The sequence below is a fragment of the Marivirga sp. genome (genome assembly GCF_051117495.1).
Classification (GTDB): Bacteria; Bacteroidota; Bacteroidia; order Cytophagales; family Cyclobacteriaceae; genus Marivirga.
This window is the reverse complement of sequence record NZ_JBNPEF010000028.1, coordinates 149,783-171,302: the sequence shown is the minus strand read 5'-3', so window position 1 is coordinate 171,302 and position 21,520 is coordinate 149,783. Positions and strand designations below refer to the sequence as shown.

Sequence of the window (21,520 nt, the reverse complement as noted above, 5' to 3'; positions counted from 1 at the left end):
ATAAATTTTAAATTTTATTTTTAATGAATTTAATTTCATTATCAATTTCTTTCAATGATTCAGCAACAAATCCATAGAAATCAGAATTTTCCTCCTTCAATTCCAACATAGCCGATTCCATTGCTTTTTGTCTATCAAGCATAAATTGGAATTTATCATCCGTTACATTCTTATGCTTTTCAAACCTATTGATTAATGCTTCTATATTGCTCATTTTCAACTATTTTAAACTGATAAAGAACACTTTTTCTAAAAGATTCCAACCTGCGTGGGAATGACGGAGTTTGAAAAAATCGTAATTAGTAAATTCCTAATTTGTAATTAATTAGGCCAAAGGCGCCACGTATTCTTCACCTTTCGTTTTGGCAGTTAATGCTCTTCTTACCCAAGCGCCTCTTTCTTCCGCTGTTCTTCGTACTGCCAAACGCTCTTTGTTACAAGGGCCATCACCATTAATTACTCTTTTGAATTCTTCCCAATCTGGCTCAGTGAATTCCCACTCACCGGTTTCAGCATTCTTTTTCAAATTCTCATCAGGAATAGTCAATCCTAGCTCCCAAATTTTTGGAACATACATATCCAAAAATTGCTGACGACACTCATCATTAGTTGCCATTTTCACTTTCCATTTGGTCAAAATCTGCGTATGTGTTGACATTTTATCAGAAGGGCCAAAGAAATGCATCATTGGTGGCCACCATCTGTTCACAGCTTCTTGCATCATTTCTCTTTGCTTGGGAGTTCCTGTAGCTAAATGGATAACACAATGGTGTCCATATTTTAAGTGGAATGATTCTTCAGCACAAATTCTGTCTAATGCACGACAATAAGGACCGTAACTTCCTCTTGCATTCGCTAATTGGTTAACGATTGCCCCAGCATCTACTAACCATGAAATAAAACATGAATCAGCCCATGTGAAGGTAGGGTAATTGAAGATGTTGGAATATTTTGATTTTCCCGTAATCAAATCTTCGATCATTTGCTCACGACTTTTGCCTAAGGTTTCAGCCGCACCGTAAAGTAATTGTGCATGGCCAACTTCATCTTGAACTTTTGCCATCAAGGCTAATTTTCTTTTAAAGCCAGGTGCTCTGGTAATCCAAGTACCTTCTGGCAAAGCCCCAATGATTTCCGAATGAGCATGTTGCTCAATCATTCTGACTAGTTGCTTTCTGTATAGTTTTGGCATCCAATCATTAGGCTCAATTTTTTCACCTCTTGCGATTCGAGCTTCAAATTCAGCTAATTTCTGTGGGTCTTCATCTTTCAATAATTCATTGTTTACTGATGAAGATTCAAATACTTGTCCGCCTCCGTACATAATTTTATTATTTTTATAATTTCAAAACTTTAATTACACGAACTATTTTCATTTGGTACTGAATATCAAATACATACTACAATTGCTCGTGCTATTGCCCAATAGGCTCTATTTAAGATCTTATTTTTAGTCCGTTAATGAAAACATCTGTTACGTTTTCAGCTATTTCTTCAGGGCTTAATTTGCCTTCCGGTTTATACCAAGAAGGCATCCAATTAATGGAAGAAAGTAATGCTAAAACGGTGAATTTTGCATCCATTTTCTTAAAAACACCTTCTTTATGCCCATCTATTAATATTTGTATAAATTTATTTTCGTAATTATTTCTCATCGTTAAAAAATCCTTCAAGTAGGATTCACTTAAGTGCCTCCATTCTGAGAAAAAAACGGCACTTGCAGCACTATCCTTTGTCAATACTTTAACATGTGATATAACCGCCTTTTTTAATTTCTCATCCGCACTTAATTTTTCCAATTCAATCTCTTCCAATGATTGAAAGAAATCATTGGCCATTTGAAAACATATTTTTTGGAGAATTTCTTCTTTAGATTTTATATGAGAATAAAGACTTGCTGCTTCAATTCCAATATAACTTGCTAAATCACGCATACTTGTAGCAGCATAACCTTGTTTTTGAAAAAGTTCTGTAGCTTTCTCGACAATTTGTTGCTTTCTATTTACTTTTGTCTTGGTAATCATTCTCCAAATATAATAAACAAACGTTCGTTAGGGAAATATTGTTCATTAAAATTTTATTATTTGTAGAAACTTATATTTTTAAATAACCTCTAAATCCTCGTGCGCCATAGTAAGAATCTGCCCCATTATGATAGATGAAAACAGTTTCGTATCGATAATCGCCAAATAGTGCTCCTCCCAAACTCCTTATTTTATCAGGGGTTTTGATCCAACTTGAGGTTTTGGTATCCACATTTTCAATTTGTTGTAATAATCTGTATTTAGTTTCATCTAAAAGCTCTATTCCTATGTCTTTTGCCATGTCCTCTACATTGTTTTTAGGAGGATATTTTTTTCGGCCAAGTTGAGCTGACCTGTCATAACAAAGACTTCTTCTGCCTTTTGGACTTTCCTTTGAGCAATCATAAAATAGAAATTCAGATGTGTTTTCATCTTTAGCTATCACATCAGGTTCTCCACCACTATCTTCCATTCTACTTAAAGAAATTAATTTCTCAGGATTTAAGTCTAATTTTGATTTAACATCTTGCCATATCAAATTATGATGTCTATGCATGTTATTCTTGAATCTGATTTCAAGTATCTTTAATAAGGAGGTTTTATCTTTTTCACTCATAACCTATCTTGTTGTATTATTCAAAAAATTCAAATCAGTTTTTCATTTGTAGAATTTTAAATTGCATCACTGGTCAAAGGCAGTTTTGAAATCCTGTATATAATGTCTTAGCTTAAGCAAATTATTGAAATAAATGTATTTTAATCATGTAACCAATTTACAAAATTACTTTTTAGATTATATGAAAAGGATTCTATTTTCTGGTAGATCAATTTTAATTTGCGTATAATAATTCAATTGTCTCGCTCACCCATTCATCAAACAAAAGTATGCATAGCAATAAATTTCTATTAATTTCGTGTTTTATTGAATTCTAACCATAAATGAAATATATGAAAGTATTAAAACTATCTGTTTTGATGTTAATGGGTTTAGTATCAGGCCTATTTGCTCAAAACCCACAGGAAAACAACCAGGATTTATTTAAATTTTTTGGTGACAGAAGCGGGAATGAATATAGATCAGCTTCAGGAAAGCCAGGCCATAACTATTGGCAAAATAGTGCGGATTACAAAATTGATGTGACGCTAGACGAAGAAAATGAAATGATTAATGGTAAAATCACTATTGATTATACCAATAATAGTCCTGAAAAACTAGAATTTGTTTGGTTGCACTTAGAACAAAATAGATTCACAGAAACCTCTAGAGGTACTTTGACCACTCCCATCCAAGGAAATCGTTATGTAGGAGATATGGACGGTGGTTATAATATCACCAATCTAAAAGCAATTAGCGGGAGAAGAGGGAATCCTTCAACTAAGCATATCATAAATGATACTCGTATGCAGGTTTTCTTTGACGAGCCGATTGAGGCCAACGGTGGAACTGCTACTATTAGTATGAATTTTGAGTATAAAATTCCAGTTAAAGGAATGGATAGAATGGGGCAGTTGAAAGTGGATGATGGAACCATATTTGCTATGGCACAGTGGTATCCCAGAATGATGGTATTTGATGATATTCAAGGTTGGAATACACAGCCATACTTAGGAGCTGGTGAGTTCTATTTAGAATATGGAGATTTTGAATATAATGTAACAGTACCTTATAATCATATTGTAGTGGGTTCTGGAGAGTTGTTAAATCCTAACGATGTATTGACCGCAGAACAACAAAATAGAATGGCAAAAGCGGCCAATAGTGACGAAACAGTTCATATTATCACGGCTGACGAAGTAGGAGACCCTTCCAAAACAAGACCAAAGCAATCAGGAAATTTGACTTGGAAATTTAAAATTGAAAATGCCAGAGATGTTGCTTGGGGATCTTCTCCTGCCTTCATTTGGGATGCAGCTAAAATTGATTTGCCAAGCGGTAAAAAAGCCATGGCTCAATCTGCTTATCCAAAAGAAAGTGATGGGGAAGATGGATACGGACGTTCTACAGAATATTCTAAAGCTTCAATCGAGCATTATTCAAATATGTGGTATGAATATCCTTACCCTAATGCAGTGAATGTTGCGGCCGATATTGGAGGGATGGAGTATCCGGGTTTAAATTTCTGTGGATACCAATCTAAAAACAAATCTTTATGGGGCGTTACCGATCACGAATTTGGTCATAACTGGTTCCCAATGATAGTGGGAAGTAATGAAAGGTTATATGCCTGGATGGACGAAGGTTTTAACACCTTCATCAATTTTTATTCTTCAGAAGAATTCAATGATGGAGAATTCGCAGATGATTTGGATGAGACAAGAAGTTATGTAGGCTGGCTAACTAGCGAAAATAGAGAGAAAATTGCGACTTATCCTGATGTTGCAAATACCAGAAATCTGGGTATGATCGCTTATATGAAGCCTGCCATGGGTCTTCTAATGTTGAGAGAATATATTTTAGGTCATGAAAGATTTGACAATGCATTTAAGGCTTATATTAATAGATGGGCATATAAACACCCAACTCCTGGCGATTTCTTTAATACTATGGAAAATGTTTCTGGCGAGAACCTTTCTTGGTTTTGGAGAACATGGTTCTACGGAAATGGAAATATTGACATTGCTTTAGATGGAGTTTATCCTTATCAGGGCAGCTATTTATTGGTTTTAGCTAATAAAGGTGAGGTGCCGATGCCAGTTAAAATGAAAGTAACTTATGCAGATGGAACTGATGAAATGGTTGAACTCCCAGTTGAAATATGGCAAAGGGGTGATTCATGGAATCATTTGTTAAGCACTGGAAAAGAGGTGGAGAAAATTGAATTGGATCCAAATAAAATCTTGCCAGATATTAATGGCAGTAATGATGTATGGCCAAGTCCATATTATGAAGAAGATTAAAAGTAATGAATGAATTTCTTATAAAACTATAATTTAAATTAAAAGAAGCCTCCATAATTGGGGGCTTTTTTTATTCCATTACTGGCTGAAATGGAGGCTCGTTTATATTACATAATTCAACCTGCTCAATTGATAGATAATATTTGTTTAGGACATTCTTGTATTTTTGTCCTACTAAGTCGTGATTTAGAACCCATTCTTTTGTAGCTATAATCTCATCTTTAAATCCATTTTTAATAGCAATGTAGTCGGCTTCATGTTCAGCTTTCATTTTAAAAGATTTTGAGCTTATATATTTTAGACCATATTTGATCATCCCTATACTTGAGTAAGATAAATAATCAACCAAGTGACCTAATTCATGGGCAAACCAACCAATTAGGACTTTTTTTGGAACATCTTCTACCTTCAAACTTTCACTGCTGCTTACATAAACACCTAACTTAATTCTATATTTTTTTACACTCCTAAATATATCTTTAAAAGAAATTAAAGGTTGAGCCTGCATGGTGGAAGATTTTACTCTTTTTTGATAAAGTGTTATGGAAAAATCATGTAAATCCTCATACTCTTTTAATACATCCAAAAAGCATTCTTTAATCTTATCGTTACGGATTTCTTTGAACTTTACTTTCATATTGTTTAAGAAACGATTGAAGATGATCATTGTTTATGGTGATTTTAAAACAAAACTATTGGGATAGTTGCTTAGGTAAGATTTTTGTAATAATTTAAACTTTTGTAACAATAAACAAATCTTATAATTATGCTTAAAATGAAATCTTTAGCGATTGCATTCTTGCTGTTTCTTTCAGCGGGATTTGCCTGGTCGCAGAATTCGGAAATTGAGAAAGCCCTAAAAAAACCAATTCCATTGGATCCCAATGTGAAGATAGGGCAGTTGGAAAATGGGTTAACTTATTACATTCGGCAAAATGAAAAGCCGGAGGACAAAGTGGAATTTCGCTTGGTGATCAATGCTGGTTCCATGCAGGAAAATGACAAGCAATTAGGTTTAGCTCATTTTACTGAGCACATGGCATTTAACGGTACTGAAAATTTCAAAAAGAATGAATTAGTAGATTATTTACAATCTGCCGGTGTGAAATTTGGTGCTGATTTGAATGCCTACACCAGTTTTGATGAAACTGTTTACATCTTGCCTATCCCTACTGATGAAGAAACCTTGGAAAATGGCTTAACCGTATTGGAGGATTGGGCAAATGGTTTATTGATGACTGAAGAGGAAATCGATAAGGAAAGAGGTGTTGTTTTGGAGGAATGGAGACTAGGACAAGGTGCCAACCAAAGGATGCGAGATGAATATTTTCCCATTTTATTCAAGGATTCACGCTATGCGGAAAGACTGCCTATCGGTAAAAAGGAAATATTGGAAAATTTCGAATATGAAACCCTTCGTTCATTTTATGAAGATTGGTATCGTCCAAATTTGATGGCTGTCATTGCGGTGGGGGATATTGACCCATCCGAAATGGAAAAAGAAATTAAAGCACGTTTTGGAGACTTAGAAAATCCTAAAAATCCAAAAGAAAAAGAGCTTTATGAAGTGCCTGCTCATGAGGAAACCTATGTAAGTATTGTTTCGGATAAAGAAGCTAATTTTAATCAAATCCAGCTTTATTACAAGCATGATAATGAGGATATGAAGACTTTGTCTGATATGAGAAGGGATTTGGTATATAGTATGTATAATGGAATGCTTGGACAAAGATTGAATGAGTTAAGCAAATCAGCCGAGCCACCATTTTTATTTGCGGGCACTAATTTTTCCCCTATGGTAAGAAGTAAAAGTGCATATTCTTCTTTTGCAATAGTAGGAGAAAATGGATTTGAAAAAGGAGTGAAAGCTATTGTAGAGGAGAATGAGAGAGTGAAAAGACATGGATTTACTCCATCTGAATTAGATCGCTATAAAAAGACTTTTTTAAATAATGCAGAAAAGAAAGTAAAAGAATTAGATAAAACTGAATCAAATAGATTTGCGAGTGCATATATTCAACATTTTCTAAGAGAAAACCCTATTCCGGGCGCTGAATTTGAATATGAATTTTATCAAAATTTGATTAATACTATAAGCCTTCCTGAAATCAATATGTTGGCTGAAAAATGGATTACTGATGAAAATAGAGTGATTGTTTTGACAGGGACTGAAAAAGAAGGAGTGGATATGCCAACTGAAGATGCTATTTTGGGGATTTTAGAAGAAGTGGAAAATTCTGAAATTGAACCATATAAGGATGAAGAAGTGGCCGAGAGCTTTATGTCAACTGCTCCTAAAGCTGGAAAAGTTGTGGATGAAAAAATACATGAAGATTTAGGTGTAAAGGAATTGGAATTGAGTAATGGGGTTCGGGTTGTATTAAAACCAACTGAATTTAAAAATGATGAAGTAAAGATGAGAGCCTTTAGTTTTGGTGGTCATAATCAATATGAAATGGAAGATTATTATTCCGCTTCAAATGCTACTTCTTTAATTTCAGAAGCCGGGGTTGCAGACTTTTCCAATACTGATATACAAAAAATGCTTTCTGGTAAAACCGTTAGGGTTAATCCATTCATTGGATCCTTGTCAGAAGGGTTTAGAGCTGAGGCAAGTCCAAATGATTTGGAAGAAATGTTTCAATTGACAAATCTATATTTCACCGCTCCAAGAATGGATGAAGAAGCATTTGGCTCTTATGTTAGTAAAAATAAAATGCTTTATGGCAATTTAATGTCCAATCCGCAATTTTATTATAGTGATAAAGTAAGTATGATTCTCGCTCAAGATAACCCAAGAGGCGGTGGTTTCCCTAAAGCGGAGGATTTAGATAAAATTGATTTCCAAAGAGCCTATGAAATCTATCAAGATCGATTTGCCGATGCAAGTGATTTCACTTTTGTATTTGTGGGTAATTTTGATGTTGATGGCATTACGCCATTATTGGAAACATATATAGGAAGCTTACCTACTGTTGAAAGAGAAGATAATTGGGTGGATTTAGGTATCAGGCCACCAGAAGGAGTTGTAAAGGAAGAAATCATAAAGGGTACTGACCAAAAAAGTTATGCTACTATCTTATATCACGGTGAAACTGAATATGATAGACAGAAAAGTTATCATTTAAAATCTTTGGGTGAGTTAGTAACCAATGAATTGATTGATATTTTAAGAGAAGAAAAGAGTGGAGTTTATGGAGTAGGCGCTTCAGGATATATGCAGAGATTACCTGAAAGTCGCTATTCATTTAGAATTGCCTTCCCATGTGGACCTGAAAATGTAGATGATTTGGTGAAAACAACTCACCAAATTCTAGCTGATATCAAAGAAAATGGAGTGGAAGATGAAGACTTAAATAAAGTGAAAGAAGCTCAGCTGAAAGGATTGAAGGAAGATTTAAAGAAGAATGATTATTGGTTGAACAGGCTCTACAGTTTCTACTACTATAATGATGATTTAAGTAATTTCATTGTAACAGAAGACAAAATTAAGTCATTAAAAGCAGAAGACTTAAAAATGGCCGCTAATGAATTCTTAAACGAAGATCAATTTGTGGAGGCTATCTTACTTCCGGAAGAAGAATCTGCTGAATAAATAATTTATTATATCAATAGAGAAAGGCTGTTTCATTTTATTTATGAGCAGCCTTTTTTTAATAGGATATCCAAATGTATCTGATAGAAAGGTTATAATTTAATAATGTATGATATTTTTCTTCATTATTTGAATTCTGACTGTAAATGCCCTATCACTGTTGATGAATCAAATTATATTTTTTTTGTAAAATATTCAATCAACCCTAAAAATTGCTGTTCAAATCATAATTTAACCAACTATAATTTTATATAACTTAACTATTATTTATATATAATTTCTTCTTTCAATTTTTGATTTTTATAAAACTCCCTTAATTTAGAATTTTTAAAAAATATAGATATGCAAAAATTTTACTTTTTATTAATCTTCTTATTCTTGCCCTTCATAATATTAAGTCAAAAATACCCTTTTAAAATTGGGAAAGTAGATAAAGAAGATATGGCCATTGATTCATGCAGCTTTTACCCTGAGGCCAAATCAATGATTATTGCTGAATATGGTGATTTAAAATTCCAATATGACCAGGATGCAGGCTGGCAATATCGAATAGAAATAGGGGTCAGAAAGAAAATTTTTGATATTACGGAAGCCGATGATGCGGGAAATATTAAAATAAGGGCTTATGAGCCAGAAAAAGGAGGTTCAAGAGAAGATATCGGAGCTATCAAAGCCTACTCTCATAATATGGTCGATGGTAAGATTGAAGAAAGTAAATTGAAAAGGAGGGAAGTATATAAGAAAAGAATAAATGATAATTGGGTAGAATATAGCTTTGCCATACCTAATATTAAATCAGGGTCCATAGTAGAATACAGTTATATCAAAACATCTGATTATTTGAATAATTTGCATACATGGCAATTTCAAAAGGATATACCAGTGGCTATAAGTGATTTTCGATACACTATTCCTGAATGGTTTAACTATCAAAATTCACAGCTAGGCAATGTAGTATTTGCAGACTCAAAAGTGGAAAATATGAGAAGGGATTATACTATAAGCTGGTCTAACTTGGGTACTGATGGAAGAATTAACAGAGGTAGCGGAAAAGTAAGTTCTACCGATAAAATCTCTCGATTAGTGGCAGAAAATATTTTGCCATTAGAAGATGAGCCTTTTATGAACAATAAAGGAAATGTGCCTAGTAGGATTGAATTCCAATTAGTCTCTACAAATTTTCCTAATAGCCCGGTAAATGTAGTAGCTGGAAATTATCCCAAATTTAATGCTGAGCTTATTAAAAGTTATTCGTTTGGAGATAGATTAAAAAAAGGCCGTTTTATAAAGGATTTGGAATTGGATTCCGATAATTATACTGAAACAGCTATCAAAATATATGAGCACCTTAAAAGACATTTTGACTGGGATGAGAAATATACTTTTCTTAGTGGTGATGCTGGTAAGCCTGCCTATGACAATAAGAAAGGAAATGTTGCTGATATTAACTTAAGTTTTATTGCGGCACTTCGTGAAAAAGGCATAGAAGCATATCCTATCATTTTAAGTACAAGAGGTCATGGAATTGTACATCCTATTTATCCTTCTTACAGTGACTTTAATTATGTAATAGCTTTTGTAAAAGTGGATGGAAAAGGATATTTCTGTGATGTAGCCAGTAAATTACCTTTTGGACAACTTCCTTTGAGGTGTAGAAATGGCAAAGGCTGGATTGTGTCTGAAGATGGAGGAAATTGGGTGGATTTAAAGCAAAATTCTGTTTATAACCACACCACCATGGTAAAGACTGAAATAACTACTGATTCTATAATCAGTCACATCAGTAAAAGAGATGAAGGTTATGCGGCCTTGGAGACTATCAAAAAAATTGATGAGGTAACAGTAGAAAAATATAAAGAGGATATTATCGCTAATAATAGTAAAGGACAATTGGCCAACTTGGAAATTTCTGAATTGGATCTCACCAAACCTTTAGATGTAAAGTACGATTTGCACAAGAAGGTTGATGGTTCAGATATAATTTATTTGGAAGTCCCTACAATTGGCACTATCAAAGAAAATCCTTTTAAGAAGGAAAGTCGGTTTTCACCTATTGATTTTGCCTATCAGCAGAATTATCGATTATTCACAACTTTCACTATTCCTGAGGGATATACTGCAGAATTGCCTGAAAGTGCTTTGGTTAAATTACCTGATAATAATGGCCAATTTATTTATCAAGTAAGTCAAAATGGGAATACTATTAATTTGAGAAGTGATATTTTTATTACCAAAACCGATTTTTCAATTCAGGAGTATCCTCAATTAAAACAGTTTTATGAAATGATTGAGAAAAAGCATTCAGAACTAATTGTATTGAAGAAATAATGAGGTTCTTATATATATTTTCAATTTTATTCATTTCAATATGCTTTTCCGGTATTGCAGATGCTGATGTGAAAGTAAATGCTACGGTTATTAAGGATGAAACCATATTCACCATTAAAAACCCACAAGAATCAGTAGTCAGAAATGAATATGTAGCAATAATTCATAATAAATATGCCGGCAGGGCAAAGGAAGTAACCATATTTTACGATGATTTTATAGAAATCAAGCATGCAGAGGTATCCATTCATAGTTTGGACGGAAAAAAGATAAGGAAAATCAAATTGAAGGATTTCGAAGATTATGGATTGGGTTTAAGTAATATCGCTTCCGATGGTAGGCTGAAGTATTTTGAGCCAAAACTTAGCTCCTATCCTTATATTTTAAAGGTATCTTATGAGTTGCATAAATCCGGTTCATTACATTACCCTGTTTGGCGTCCACAGCAAGAAGAAAGCATGAAGGTGAAAAATGCTTCTTATACATTGGAGGATTATTCAGGTAGTGGTATTCAATATAAATCCCATCAACTTGCTGAACCCAAAATCACGAATCAAAATGGGGCTAAAGTTTATAAATGGGAAGTGAAAAATTTATCCACCTTTGAGTTTGAGTATTTTAATTATAGCTGGGAAGATTATACGCCAATGTTATATTTAGCACCCAAAAATTTTGAAATGGAGGGGATAAAAGGGGATATGTCTTCTTGGGAAACCTTTGGTAAGTGGATGGCTAAATTAAATAAAGGGAGGGATGATATTTCAGCTCTGGATTTATCCGAATTAGATTCAAGAATTGAGCATGCTAAATCTGACTTAGAAAAGATTAGGCTGGTTTATGATTATCTCCAAAACAACACAAGATATGTAAGTATTCAATTAGGTATAGGAGGGTGGCAACCATTTGAAGCATCATTTGTACATGAAAAGAAATATGGGGATTGCAAAGCCTTATCTAATTATACTAGAGTTTTATTGGAAAGATATGGTGTTATGAGTTATTATACCTTAATCAGAGCCGGAAAATACAAAAATGAGGTGGTAGAGGAATTTCCAAATGCCCATTTCAATCATGCCATAGTGACGGTACCCATGGAAAAAGACACGGTATTTTTAGAATGTACCTCTCAGACCAATCCATTTGGTTATATGGGCACTTTTACTAGTAGCAGAAATGCATTGATGATTACATCCGAAGGCGGAAAATTAGTCCCTACCAAAAAATATACTCCTGAACAAAATTCTCAAATTACCCAAATAAAGGTTGATTTGTCAGATAATCAGGAAACTTCCATATCTTTTGAAAGAAAATATAAGGGATTGGAAATAGAGAACTATGACTTTTTCAGATTATACTGGAAAGATTCAAAAGAATTCAATAAATGGTTGAGGAAACATCATGATTGGGGCGGGCAAAAAATCAACAATTCAAAAATGCTCGATCTAACGGATAATCCAATTCCACAGGCTGGCTATGCCGTAGGGTTCAGTTCTAATTCAGAATTTGTCAATATGGGTGATCGTAAATTTATTTCTCCCGGGAGATATTTGAACAGTTATTTACCTAATTTACCCAATAAGGAAAGGAAAACCGCTATTCAAGTAAAATATGGTTACACCCAAATAGATACTATTAAGTATCAGTTGGATCAGTTCCATATTTTAGAGAAAGATTTGAATACGCTTGAATTAAATTCAGAATATGGGGAGTATTTCAGAGATTTAAAGAAAGAAGGCGAAGAGATCATTTATATCAGAAAATTCCGGATTATTGATGGTGAATACCCAGCAACGGAATATGAGCAATTCAAGGATTTCGTACATAAGGTAAAAAGTGCAGACCAAGAGAAGTTTGTCTTGCTGAACAAGACATAAATAAGGGTTTCTAAAACAACCCCAATTGCTCCCCATATTCATATTTCTCAATAATATCTTTTGATTGGGATTTGTTTTTCTTCCCTCTTATCGGTTTTACAGGCCATGCTTGCATCAGCTTTTCATCAAAGGGTTGAATTAAAGATTTTACTTGGTCTTCACTCACCTTATCACTAATTTTTAATAACCACTCTGATTCTAATTCTTCTGGTAAAATCAATGGCATTCTGGCTTCTTTCAATTTTGGGTTATTATGAATCTCGACCATTAGTGGATTTGCTTTCGTAGTTACAACACTTATAGTAGATATTTTTCTTTGATCTTCAGGGTTTTCCCATTCTTCCCAAATACCGGCCAAACTGATTGGTTGCTGATCTTTTAGACTGATATAATAAGGGACTATTTGTTTTTTTTGATGTTGATGTTCAAAAAATCCATCCACCATGATGATGCACCTGCGTTCTGCAGCCGCTTTTCTAAATGCGGGCTTCTCAAACATTGTTTCACCACGTGCATTGACAGTTTTATTGTGAATTTCATGAGCCTGCTTTTCATTTTTAGACCAAAAAGGAATGAGCCCCCATTGAAATAAATTAAATTCATCGGGATTTTCATTGGTGATGACCGGTAGTTTTGGATGGTCAAAGCCTGAGATATGAAATATAGGCTCTACGGGATTCCCTTTTTCATCAAAGAGTTTTTCCAAAGCACTCAAATCCTTTTCTGGATGCCTTTTGGCATACTTTTGCTTCTTTTGGGTTAAATAGGTAACATCATAACACATTTCTAATGATAATAAAATATTTTGGTTTTAAGGAAATATTTAAGAACTTATCAGCCTGAGTTCGACTTAAAATCTCTGTAAAACCATCTTCAAAGCGTCATTTCGGTCCCGATAAATCGGGATTATATTAAAAAAAAAAGAAAATTGTCCGAAATCTTCGGATAGCATTTTGAAGAAGATACCGGATAAATTTTTACTTTTGAAATTTAAGTATTTATTTTCCGGTATGACGGTGCTTCTATTAATCGAACTCAGGTTATCAAGTAAATATTTCAGTTTATAGCCCTTTCTAAAATGCAAGACAATAAAATTGATTCAGTTAGTAATGAATTTGAAAGACCATTAGAGGTAGTCACTAATAAGGTGGAATCATGGATTGAGGTATTGGTCGATATGATTCCTAATATGCTACTTTCGGTTATTTTATTGATTCTGTTTATTGTTTTGTCCCGCTTGGTCAGGAGGTTATTCATAAAAGTATTTAGAAAATCATCGGATAATAAAGCACTGGAAGGCTTATTCTCTACCATTATTTATTATGCCATGCTGGGCATAGGATTGTTCATCATATTGGATATCTTAAATTTAAATAAGGCGGTTACCTCACTTTTGGCAGGGGTAGGAGTTGTAGGATTAGCCTTAGGTTTTGCTTTTCAAGATATAGCGGCAAATTTTGTGTCAGGAATCATTTTAGCTTTCAGAAAGCCCTTTATGATAGGAGATGTTGTAGTGGTTGGAGATTTAATGGGAATTGTTGACCGAACAAATTTACGGGTTACGGTCATTAGAACCTATCAGGGGCAGGAAGTATATGTACCCAATAAAGATGTGTTATCCAATCCTATAACCAATTATTCAGTATTGGAACAAAGGAGAATTGATTTGGCAGTGGGGGTGTCTTATGGAGATGATCTCCATAAAGTTCGTGATTTAGTTTTAAATACGCTACAGAATTTGGACGGTGTAATCCGGAAGGAAGATATGATCTTTACCTACAAAGAATTTGGGGATAGCTCCATTAATTTTGAAATTAAATTTTGGATCAAGTTTCCGGATAATCCTAGTTTCTTAGAGATGAGATCAAAAGCCATAATGGCCATTAAAGATGCTTTTGATGAACATGATATCACTATTCCATTCCCAATCAGAACCTTGGATTTTGGTATAAAAGGAGGGGAGAAGTTATCTGAAATGAATATTGGCCACAAAAACAGTTTAGGAAGTAAATGATTATAAAAATGGAAAGACTTATAAAAAGCCTCTTAATTTTATTGATTATACCTACTGTCCTGTCTTGTGAAAATTCAAGTAAGGGCCTCAACGAGAATGATGTTCAGTCAACTCACGGAATGCTACAGCATAATGTGTACTTCTATTTGCATGACAGCATTGCTGAATCCGAAAAACTGGAATTTGAAAGTGGTCTTCGAAAATTGCTTTCAATAGAGGAAATTTATAAATCAGAGGTAGGTATTACAGGCTCAACCGAATCAAGGGATGTAACAGACCATGATTTTGATTATTCAATTTTCACATGGTTTAAAAATATGGATGATTACGAAATTTATGCAGCGCATCCAGATCACTTAGAGTTTATAGATAGCTATAAGCACTTATGGCAGAATGTGAAAGTCTATGACTCTGAAATTAAAGCAATTAATGAAGAATAAATCCTATTGATTGATAATTTTACTATCTGCAAGACTTAAATTTTCTTCTAGTTTGGATAAATAATATTTTAATAAATCGATTTCCAATGGTTTCTCAAAAAACTCATCTGCACCATTCTTAAAAGCAAAAGATCTGTCATAATCACTCGTGGATGAGGATAAAATTATAACCGGGATATGACTTAATTCTGGATTATTCTTTACTTCGAATAAAACAGAAAAACCATTGCTGATAGGTAAATTGATGTCCAAAAGGATTAAATCAGGTAGTTCAACCGTTTGAAATGGAGATTTCTTATTTAAATATAATAGTGCCTCCTCGGCAGTACTTACAGCATTTAATGTTTTTAACACTCTTCCCTGATCCAAAATCTCCTCTGTAATAATGATGTCAATTTCATTATCCTCAACTTGTAATATATTTAAAGCTCTCATATGAAGTATATTAAAAAGTAGTCTTAATGATGATGCTACTATTTAAAAAAGGAAGGATGATAATGCAAGTACATTAATTATATCGAATGTAACAATATAAAGATTTCAATTTTCGATGAACGATAGGGATGAAAAGATTTAGATTACAATTTAACCTACTAAGAGAGCTAAAAATAAAAATATATCTTTATATTTAATTTAAGAATATTTATTGTACCTAGGTAAATTAATTAGTGAGTTTAGGTGATTTACTTATAAATGTTTTAAGGGTATTCCGTAATTGATTAAAATAGTAATATTATAATATTTTAAAAATTACCCTATAAATGTTAATTCGAAATTTATTAAAGAATATTTTTACAAATTTTTAGTAATGAAAAATATTCTATAGTTTTAATACTAGGAAGTTAATTATTTAATCCTTTATCTATAGAATAAAATAATATGAATCAACACTATTTCACTTATTTGAATAGTAGGATTTCATTTTACTCAAATGAGCAAATAGAAAAAGAAGCAGTCATACTTTTACATGGAAATTCCTCTAATAAAGATTTTTTTAATCCTCAGCTGTCCAGTGACCTTTTTGAAGAATTCTACTTAATATCATCTGACTTTTCAGGTCATGGCGATTCGGAATTAATAAAATCGCCTGATGCCAATAGTATAAATGGATTAGCTCTGATGGTCGATGCAATGGTAGATTACTTGGAATTAGACAGAGTGGTTATCTACGGAGTATCGCTTGGAGGACATGTAGGAATAGAATTAATTTCTATTCTTAATAGTAAAATGGCAGGATTAATGATTTCTGGAGCACCTCCCTTAGTTAAACCCATTGATTTTGATCTTGCTTTTGCAGGTAATTCTACAGTCAAATTAAGTATGCAAGAAAACTTATCTGACAAGGATGTTTCAAAATGGTTAGAAGAAACAGTGCATAATAAAGATGTTGTGGATGTAGTTAAAAAAAGTATTAATAATACCAATTCTCAATATAGAAAATTATTTGGGCAATATTTTGGAGCTAATATGGGTTTTAAGGATGGCAAGAAGTTAATAGAATCTTATGACCAAAATATAGCCATTTTGCAGGGAGAACATGAAAGGTTTGCATCACTTGAATATTTAGACAGCCTATCTGTTAAAAATTTATTTGAAAATCAAATTATTTCAATTCCAGGTAGTTCACATTACGTTAGCCTTGAACAACCTGAATTGTTTAATGATATCCTTTATTCATTTGCCAAAAAATGTTATTCTTAAGAATACGGTTATGTGAAGGAATCAAAAATGATTTTATATTAAACCCATGTCTTTTGCAATGGCTATAAGATTTGCAGAGCTTTTAGCTTCTAGTTTAGTCAGCATATTTTTACGATGGGTTTCTACTGTATTTACACTTATGAAAAGTTTTTCTGAAATGGCTCTGTTTCGGTAACCGTCAGCTAATAAATTAAGAACTTGCAATTCCCTGTTGGAGAAAATATTTTTAAATTTTTCTGTTTCTTTATGAATAAAAAATGGAGCATCCGGTCCATAAACCTTATGATTTATAAAGGGTTGGGTATTAATTTTGACGCCTTCAATCAAAGTATAAATACCACCGGTGTGGGTGATAATCCCTTGATTATCGCTTCTCATACTAAAGGTTTGCCTCATGAATGGCTGGTAGCGGAATAAACCTACTTGAATCATGAAAGTTGAGGAGAATATATTACGCATGGGCAAACTTTTTTCAAAATCACCAAACATGAATTCAAAATTTTTAACTGTTTCCTTTATGTACTTATCGATATAAGTCTCTTTAATTCTATCTTGAATGTCTTCAATTGAGTTTAAAGTTTTCAATCCTAATAAATTACTTAACGAGCCTTTATAATCAATTAATCTATTGTTCTCGCATTCCACTAAATAGGCAAATTGATTGGGCATAAGCGCAAGAGAATCAAAAGGTTTTGCTTGAATAGCTTCTGCATTAATTTGTTGAAATGATTGCTTTCTCTGGTATTGATTTACAAAGTTAAACGATATGCTTTTGCTATTCTTCATCATTAAAATCTGATTTTAAGGAATTTCAACCCAACTAAATTTTAATTTATAAATAAGTTTTGGTTCTGTCAATAATAATAAATTTTATTTGATGTATGCAAAATATTAGTTCCTTGAAAATTATAATATCTACCATTTTATACTACTTTAATACAAATGTTTAGGATTTTAATTAAATATTAAAATTGAATTTTATCATTTTTTACAAAAAAAGTGTAACTTAAGATTGTAAACTATTAGTTTTAAAATGGCGCCTACCTTTGACCTTATTAAGAATATTCAAAAATCCCAAAATTTTAATTTATTTGACAAGAAAAGGGCAAATGAAATAAATTTTAACGATTTAATTGCCTTGCCCAATCAATTTATGTACAAGGTGAATTGTGAAAATGCAGATATTTCAGATATCAAGGGAGATTCTAAGCGAATATTTGGTTTTGAGGGAATTAATAAAATAGATCATATCTATAATTTGATAAAACCCTCACAAGTAGAAAGCTTTATTAAAGATACGGCCTATAATCTTTCTTTTGTACGTAAGAATCCTAAAAGGGTAATACCCAAAAGAAACCTCTTCAGCAATATTGTGGAAATAAAAGTAAAACATGGATATGAATTGTTTTTACGTCAAACTTTCGCTTTGAGAAGTGATCAAAACGGAATTTTATACGATACTGCGGGTATTTATACCGCTTTGCCTTCCACTTTTAATCTAAAGACTTCTTTTTCAAACATTTACGGTGAGGATGCTGTATATTATAAGAACGAGCATTTACAGCCTTTTGAAAAGCTGATATCTTCACGGGAATTAGAAATTATGAAATTGATTTCAGAAGGCTACAGTACCTCTAAGATAAGCGAAAAATTATTCATCAGCGCTTATACCGTTGACACACACCGTAAAAATATCATCCATAAACTAGACGCTCTTAATACGCCTCACCTAGTTGCTATTGCTAAAGATATTGGGCTTATTTAGGGAAATGAGTTATTTTAAAATTTATTTTATTAAGGTTGAAAACAATAATCAGTAAATTCCTTTAGTTGATAATTAAACGTTTTAGGATTTTCCAAATTGGGAAAATGGGCGCAATTGGCGATGATTTGTATTGCATTCCTGTAAAAATGTTTAGGTTTTAAGTCTTTTAAATATTCCCTTTTAACCATCTTTTCATGTTCACCTGTCATGATAGCAACAGGACAATTTGTTTGCTCTAAAATTTCCTTTTGGTTTCCTATCCCTTGTGATTTTATAATAGAATCACCAAAAACTGTTCTGAAATCAGGATCTGTTTCTTGAACCCAGCTTTTTAAGTACTCTTTTGCAACTTCATTTTGATAAACCCATACATTTGCCAGTTCTTGCAATTCTTCCTCATTTAAATGAGGTTTAAATATGTTTCCCGTTTCAGGTAAATCATGAAAGCATTCTGCTATATTCAAGGGGATTTTAAAAGGAGGAGTACCAGCAATCATCACGCCCTTAACTTTTTCCTTAAGCATGGGAATTAATTCTATGGCCACATGTCCACCCAAAGAGGCACCGTACATTAGAATGGATTCTAGGTTTAAATGAATTGTTAATTCTTTTATTTCTTCAGCTAAGCCTTGAAAGGAATAGGTTCTTTCTTTATCCTCAGTAATAGATTTACTGTGACCCGGGAAATTGGGAGCTACTAAATAGTAATCCTTAAACTCAGTCGAAAATTGTGAATCAAACATTTTTGCATTACAAGAATTACCATGCAAAAATAATATTGTCGGATTTTGAGGGATTCCTTGTGTGCGATAGCTTATTTCTCCTGTTGATGAGCGATATTTTTCCATGATTTGAAACCTATGTCCATTTGCATATTTTAAATGATATTTTTTTGGTATTGACTGGAAATTTACGTTCTTATGAAATTTAATTAGAATAATTATATTCCTAATTTGAATAATATAAATATATGCAAATCATTTACAATATCCAGCAAATCATCAATTATTTATTTAATGCTATGTTTTAGGAATTAGAAGATTGTAAAATGACCTAAAAAGGAGCTTTTCTTTATCTATAGAGCAATATTTTTTAAGAATTCTCTAGATATATTTCATAGAAAAGTTTAACTTTTTTGATAGATATCTCTTTCCTATCAAGAATTTTTCGTTAAATCATTTTTTTATTATTCGATATTTCAGTCGTTCATCACTTGTTCCTATAAGTACTATTATGTAACTATTAGGTTTTAAAGCCTTTAAATTAATGGTGCTACTGTTAGACTTGAAGAGTTCCTTTCCAGAAAGGTCTGAAAGGATTGCGTACTGATAGTTTTTCCATTTAACTATTATGAAATTTTGTACCGGATTCGGATATAATTTAATCTCATTTCCCTGCCGGTCTTTCATGCCTAGCACTTCTGGTTCATCAACATTATTGAGTTCTATGGATATTTCAGCTTCTGCAAATAATTCTCCATCATTTACTTCAACCACAAGTAAGAAAATAGGATTCGTCTCAAAATCGAGAAGAGTATTGTCTGAAACGGTTATTTCCCCAGAGCTGGAATTAATGTGAAAAGTGTTTCCTGTACTACCTGCAGTAATGGTATAAGTTAGCGGGTCATCATCAGGGTCACTTGCTTGGACCGTCCCCACGCTTGTTCCATTGGAGCTGTTTTCGTCAATGCTAAATGTTTGGTCTGCAATGATAGGACTATTATTTTCAATGATATCGATCACATTAATTGTAATGGTTGCAGAAGCAGTACCTGAATTTCCGTCATCAACCGATATAGAGAGGTTAAAGGATGGATTAGATTCAAAATCGAGAAGGGTATTGTCGGAAACGGTTATTTCCCCAGAGCTGGAATTAATGTCAAAGGTGTTTCCGGTATTACCTGCGTTAATGGTATAAGTTAGCGGGTCATCATCAGGGTCACTTGCTTGGACCGTCCCCACGCTTGTTCCATTGGAGCTGTTTTCGTCAATGCTAAATGTTTGATCTGCAATGATAGGACTATTATTTTCAATGATATCGATCACATTAATTGTAATGGTTGCAGAAGCAGTACCTGAATTTCCGTCATCAACCGATATAGTGAGGTCAAACGTAGGATTGGTCTCAAAATCGAGAAGGGTATTGTCTGAAACGGTTATTTCCCCAGAGCTGGAATTAATGTGAAAAGTGTTTCCGATGTTACCTGCGGTAATGTTATAAGTTAGCGGGTCATCATCAAGGTCACTTGCTTGGACCGTCCCCACGCTTGTTCCATTGGAGCTGTTTTCGTCAATGCTAAATGTTTGGTCTGCAATGATGGGACTATTATTTTCAATGATATCGTTCACATTAATTGTAATGGTTGCAGAAGCAGTACCTGAATTTCCGTCATCAACCGATATAGTGAGGTCAAAAGTAGGGTTGGACTCAAAATCGAGAAGGGTATTGTCCGAAACGGTTATTTCCCCAGAGCTGGAATTAATGTGAAAAGTGTTTCCTGTACTACCTGCAGTAATGGTATAAGTTAGCGGGTCATCATCAGGGTCACTTGCTTGGACCGTCCCCACGCTTGTTCCATTGGAGCTGTTTTCGTCAATGCTAAATGTTTGGTCTGCAATGATGGGACTATTATTTTCAATGATATCGTTCACATTAATTGTAATGGTTGCAGAAGCAGTACCTGAATTTCCGTCATCAACCGATATAGTGAGGTCAAAAGTAGGGTTGGACTCAAAATCGAGAAGGGTATTGTCCGAAACGGTTATTTCCCCAGAGCTGGAATTAATGTGAAAAGTGTTTCCTGTACTACCTGCAGTAATGGTATAAGTTAGCGGGTCATCATCAGGGTCACTTGCTTGGACCGTCCCCACGCTTGTTCCAT

Annotated in this window: 18 protein-coding genes; 8 read left to right on the top strand and 10 right to left on the bottom strand. The window is 33.4% G+C overall.

Features of this window, described 5'->3' with window-relative positions; genetic code table 11:
* Nucleotides 1-7 precede the first annotated feature (7 nt).
* The 4 genes from ACFE0M_RS15280 to ACFE0M_RS15265 all read right to left on the bottom strand — a co-directional run bounded on the left by ACFE0M_RS15280 (nt 8) and on the right by ACFE0M_RS15265 (nt 2,640).
* Nucleotides 8-214 (bottom strand): hypothetical protein, encoded by a 207-nt coding sequence (locus ACFE0M_RS15280; protein WP_434546650.1) that lies wholly within the window; start codon nt 212-214, stop codon nt 8-10.
* Nucleotides 215-325: 111 nt separating this feature from the next.
* Nucleotides 326-1,324, bottom strand: coding sequence for a 1,2-phenylacetyl-CoA epoxidase subunit PaaA (gene paaA, locus ACFE0M_RS15275; RefSeq protein ID WP_434546649.1), 999 nt, complete (start codon nt 1,322-1,324; stop codon nt 326-328).
* Nucleotides 1,325-1,436: 112 nt separating this feature from the next.
* Entirely contained in the window at nt 1,437-2,024 is a 588-nt protein-coding gene (locus tag ACFE0M_RS15270) for a TetR/AcrR family transcriptional regulator (protein ID WP_434546648.1), read from the bottom strand.
* Nucleotides 2,025-2,094: 70 nt separating this feature from the next.
* Nucleotides 2,095-2,640: a DUF4256 domain-containing protein gene (locus ACFE0M_RS15265; RefSeq protein WP_434546647.1), complete on the bottom strand. Its 546-nt coding sequence runs from the start codon at nt 2,638-2,640 to the stop codon at nt 2,095-2,097.
* Nucleotides 2,641-2,963: 323 nt separating this feature from the next.
* On the opposite strand from ACFE0M_RS15265, the gene ACFE0M_RS15260 reads away from it, so the two are divergent.
* Entirely contained in the window at nt 2,964-4,922 is a 1,959-nt protein-coding gene (locus tag ACFE0M_RS15260; protein ID WP_434546646.1) for a M1 family metallopeptidase, read from the top strand.
* Between the two features lie 70 nt (nt 4,923-4,992).
* On the opposite strand, the gene ACFE0M_RS15255 is transcribed toward ACFE0M_RS15260, so the two are convergent.
* Nucleotides 4,993-5,559, bottom strand: a complete 567-nt coding sequence (locus ACFE0M_RS15255) for a hypothetical protein (protein WP_434546645.1) — start codon at nt 5,557-5,559, stop codon at nt 4,993-4,995.
* A 129-nt stretch (nt 5,560-5,688) separates the two neighbouring features.
* On the opposite strand from ACFE0M_RS15255, the gene ACFE0M_RS15250 reads away from it, so the two are divergent.
* From ACFE0M_RS15250 to ACFE0M_RS15240, 3 genes are all read left to right on the top strand, one after another.
* Nucleotides 5,689-8,517 (top strand): M16 family metallopeptidase, encoded by a 2,829-nt coding sequence (locus ACFE0M_RS15250; RefSeq protein WP_434546644.1) that lies wholly within the window; start codon nt 5,689-5,691, stop codon nt 8,515-8,517.
* A 342-nt stretch (nt 8,518-8,859) separates the two neighbouring features.
* Nucleotides 8,860-10,845, top strand: a complete 1,986-nt coding sequence (locus ACFE0M_RS15245) for a transglutaminase-like domain-containing protein (protein WP_434546643.1) — start codon at nt 8,860-8,862, stop codon at nt 10,843-10,845.
* A complete protein-coding gene (locus ACFE0M_RS15240) occupies nt 10,845-12,719 on the top strand; it encodes a DUF3857 domain-containing protein (protein ID WP_434546642.1) in 1,875 nt (624 codons plus the stop codon). Before ACFE0M_RS15245 ends, ACFE0M_RS15240 begins: the two co-directional genes overlap by 1 nt.
* A gap of 10 nt (nt 12,720-12,729) precedes the next feature.
* Here the strand turns inward: ACFE0M_RS15240 and ACFE0M_RS15235 are convergent, their stop codons facing one another.
* On the bottom strand, nt 12,730-13,503 hold the full coding sequence (locus tag ACFE0M_RS15235) for an SOS response-associated peptidase (protein ID WP_434546641.1): 774 nt from the start codon (nt 13,501-13,503) through the stop codon (nt 12,730-12,732).
* A gap of 294 nt (nt 13,504-13,797) precedes the next feature.
* Between ACFE0M_RS15235 and ACFE0M_RS15230 the strand changes: the two genes are divergently transcribed.
* Together ACFE0M_RS15230 and ACFE0M_RS15225 are read left to right on the top strand one after the other, a co-directional pair.
* Nucleotides 13,798-14,733 (top strand): mechanosensitive ion channel family protein, encoded by a 936-nt coding sequence (locus ACFE0M_RS15230; protein ID WP_434546640.1) that lies wholly within the window; start codon nt 13,798-13,800, stop codon nt 14,731-14,733.
* Between the two features lie 8 nt (nt 14,734-14,741).
* A complete protein-coding gene (locus ACFE0M_RS15225; protein ID WP_434546639.1) occupies nt 14,742-15,173 on the top strand; it encodes a Dabb family protein in 432 nt (143 codons plus the stop codon).
* 3 nt (nt 15,174-15,176) lie between these two features.
* Here the strand turns inward: ACFE0M_RS15225 and ACFE0M_RS15220 are convergent, their stop codons facing one another.
* Nucleotides 15,177-15,608 carry a response regulator gene (locus tag ACFE0M_RS15220; RefSeq protein WP_434546638.1) on the bottom strand — a complete coding sequence of 144 codons (432 nt, stop codon included), beginning with the start codon at nt 15,606-15,608 and terminating at the stop codon, nt 15,177-15,179.
* Between the two features lie 444 nt (nt 15,609-16,052).
* Between ACFE0M_RS15220 and ACFE0M_RS15215 the strand changes: the two genes are divergently transcribed.
* On the top strand, nt 16,053-16,874 hold the full coding sequence (locus ACFE0M_RS15215; RefSeq protein WP_434546637.1) for an alpha/beta fold hydrolase: 822 nt from the start codon (nt 16,053-16,055) through the stop codon (nt 16,872-16,874).
* Nucleotides 16,875-16,907: 33 nt separating this feature from the next.
* Here ACFE0M_RS15215 and ACFE0M_RS15210 read toward each other — a convergent pair whose 3' ends face one another.
* On the bottom strand, nt 16,908-17,663 hold the full coding sequence (locus ACFE0M_RS15210) for a response regulator transcription factor (RefSeq protein ID WP_434546636.1): 756 nt from the start codon (nt 17,661-17,663) through the stop codon (nt 16,908-16,910).
* Between the two features lie 244 nt (nt 17,664-17,907).
* Here ACFE0M_RS15210 and ACFE0M_RS15205 point away from each other — a divergent pair, with 244 nt between their 5' ends.
* Nucleotides 17,908-18,639, top strand: a complete 732-nt coding sequence (locus tag ACFE0M_RS15205) for a response regulator transcription factor (RefSeq protein WP_434546635.1) — start codon at nt 17,908-17,910, stop codon at nt 18,637-18,639.
* A 29-nt stretch (nt 18,640-18,668) separates the two neighbouring features.
* Here ACFE0M_RS15205 and ACFE0M_RS15200 read toward each other — a convergent pair whose 3' ends face one another.
* A complete protein-coding gene (locus tag ACFE0M_RS15200; RefSeq protein WP_434546634.1) occupies nt 18,669-19,487 on the bottom strand; it encodes an alpha/beta fold hydrolase in 819 nt (272 codons plus the stop codon).
* A gap of 327 nt (nt 19,488-19,814) precedes the next feature.
* A partial coding sequence (locus tag ACFE0M_RS15195; protein WP_434546633.1) for a cadherin domain-containing protein occupies nt 19,815-21,520 on the bottom strand: 1,706 nt, incomplete at its 5' end.

Excerpts from the sequence above, each read along its gene's own strand:
- ACFE0M_RS15280 (WP_434546650.1), bottom strand. The coding sequence starts at position 214 with ATGAGCAATATAGAAGCATTAATCAATAGGTTTGAAAAGCATAAGAAT.
- paaA (WP_434546649.1), bottom strand. The coding sequence starts at position 1,324 with ATGTACGGAGGCGGACAAGTATTTGAATCTTCATCAGTAAACAATGAA.
- ACFE0M_RS15270 (WP_434546648.1), bottom strand. The coding sequence starts at position 2,024 with ATGATTACCAAGACAAAAGTAAATAGAAAGCAACAAATTGTCGAGAAA.
- ACFE0M_RS15265 (WP_434546647.1), bottom strand. The coding sequence starts at position 2,640 with ATGAGTGAAAAAGATAAAACCTCCTTATTAAAGATACTTGAAATCAGA.
- ACFE0M_RS15260 (WP_434546646.1), top strand. The coding sequence starts at position 2,964 with ATGAAATATATGAAAGTATTAAAACTATCTGTTTTGATGTTAATGGGT.
- ACFE0M_RS15255 (WP_434546645.1), bottom strand. The coding sequence starts at position 5,559 with ATGAAAGTAAAGTTCAAAGAAATCCGTAACGATAAGATTAAAGAATGC.
- ACFE0M_RS15250 (WP_434546644.1), top strand. The coding sequence starts at position 5,689 with ATGCTTAAAATGAAATCTTTAGCGATTGCATTCTTGCTGTTTCTTTCA.
- ACFE0M_RS15245 (WP_434546643.1), top strand. The coding sequence starts at position 8,860 with ATGCAAAAATTTTACTTTTTATTAATCTTCTTATTCTTGCCCTTCATA.
- ACFE0M_RS15240 (WP_434546642.1), top strand. The coding sequence starts at position 10,845 with ATGAGGTTCTTATATATATTTTCAATTTTATTCATTTCAATATGCTTT.
- ACFE0M_RS15235 (WP_434546641.1), bottom strand. The coding sequence starts at position 13,503 with ATGTGTTATGATGTTACCTATTTAACCCAAAAGAAGCAAAAGTATGCC.
- ACFE0M_RS15230 (WP_434546640.1), top strand. The coding sequence starts at position 13,798 with ATGCAAGACAATAAAATTGATTCAGTTAGTAATGAATTTGAAAGACCA.
- ACFE0M_RS15225 (WP_434546639.1), top strand. The coding sequence starts at position 14,742 with ATGGAAAGACTTATAAAAAGCCTCTTAATTTTATTGATTATACCTACT.
- ACFE0M_RS15220 (WP_434546638.1), bottom strand. The coding sequence starts at position 15,608 with ATGAGAGCTTTAAATATATTACAAGTTGAGGATAATGAAATTGACATC.
- ACFE0M_RS15215 (WP_434546637.1), top strand. The coding sequence starts at position 16,053 with ATGAATCAACACTATTTCACTTATTTGAATAGTAGGATTTCATTTTAC.
- ACFE0M_RS15210 (WP_434546636.1), bottom strand. The coding sequence starts at position 17,663 with ATGATGAAGAATAGCAAAAGCATATCGTTTAACTTTGTAAATCAATAC.
- ACFE0M_RS15205 (WP_434546635.1), top strand. The coding sequence starts at position 17,908 with ATGGCGCCTACCTTTGACCTTATTAAGAATATTCAAAAATCCCAAAAT.
- ACFE0M_RS15200 (WP_434546634.1), bottom strand. The coding sequence starts at position 19,487 with ATGGAAAAATATCGCTCATCAACAGGAGAAATAAGCTATCGCACACAA.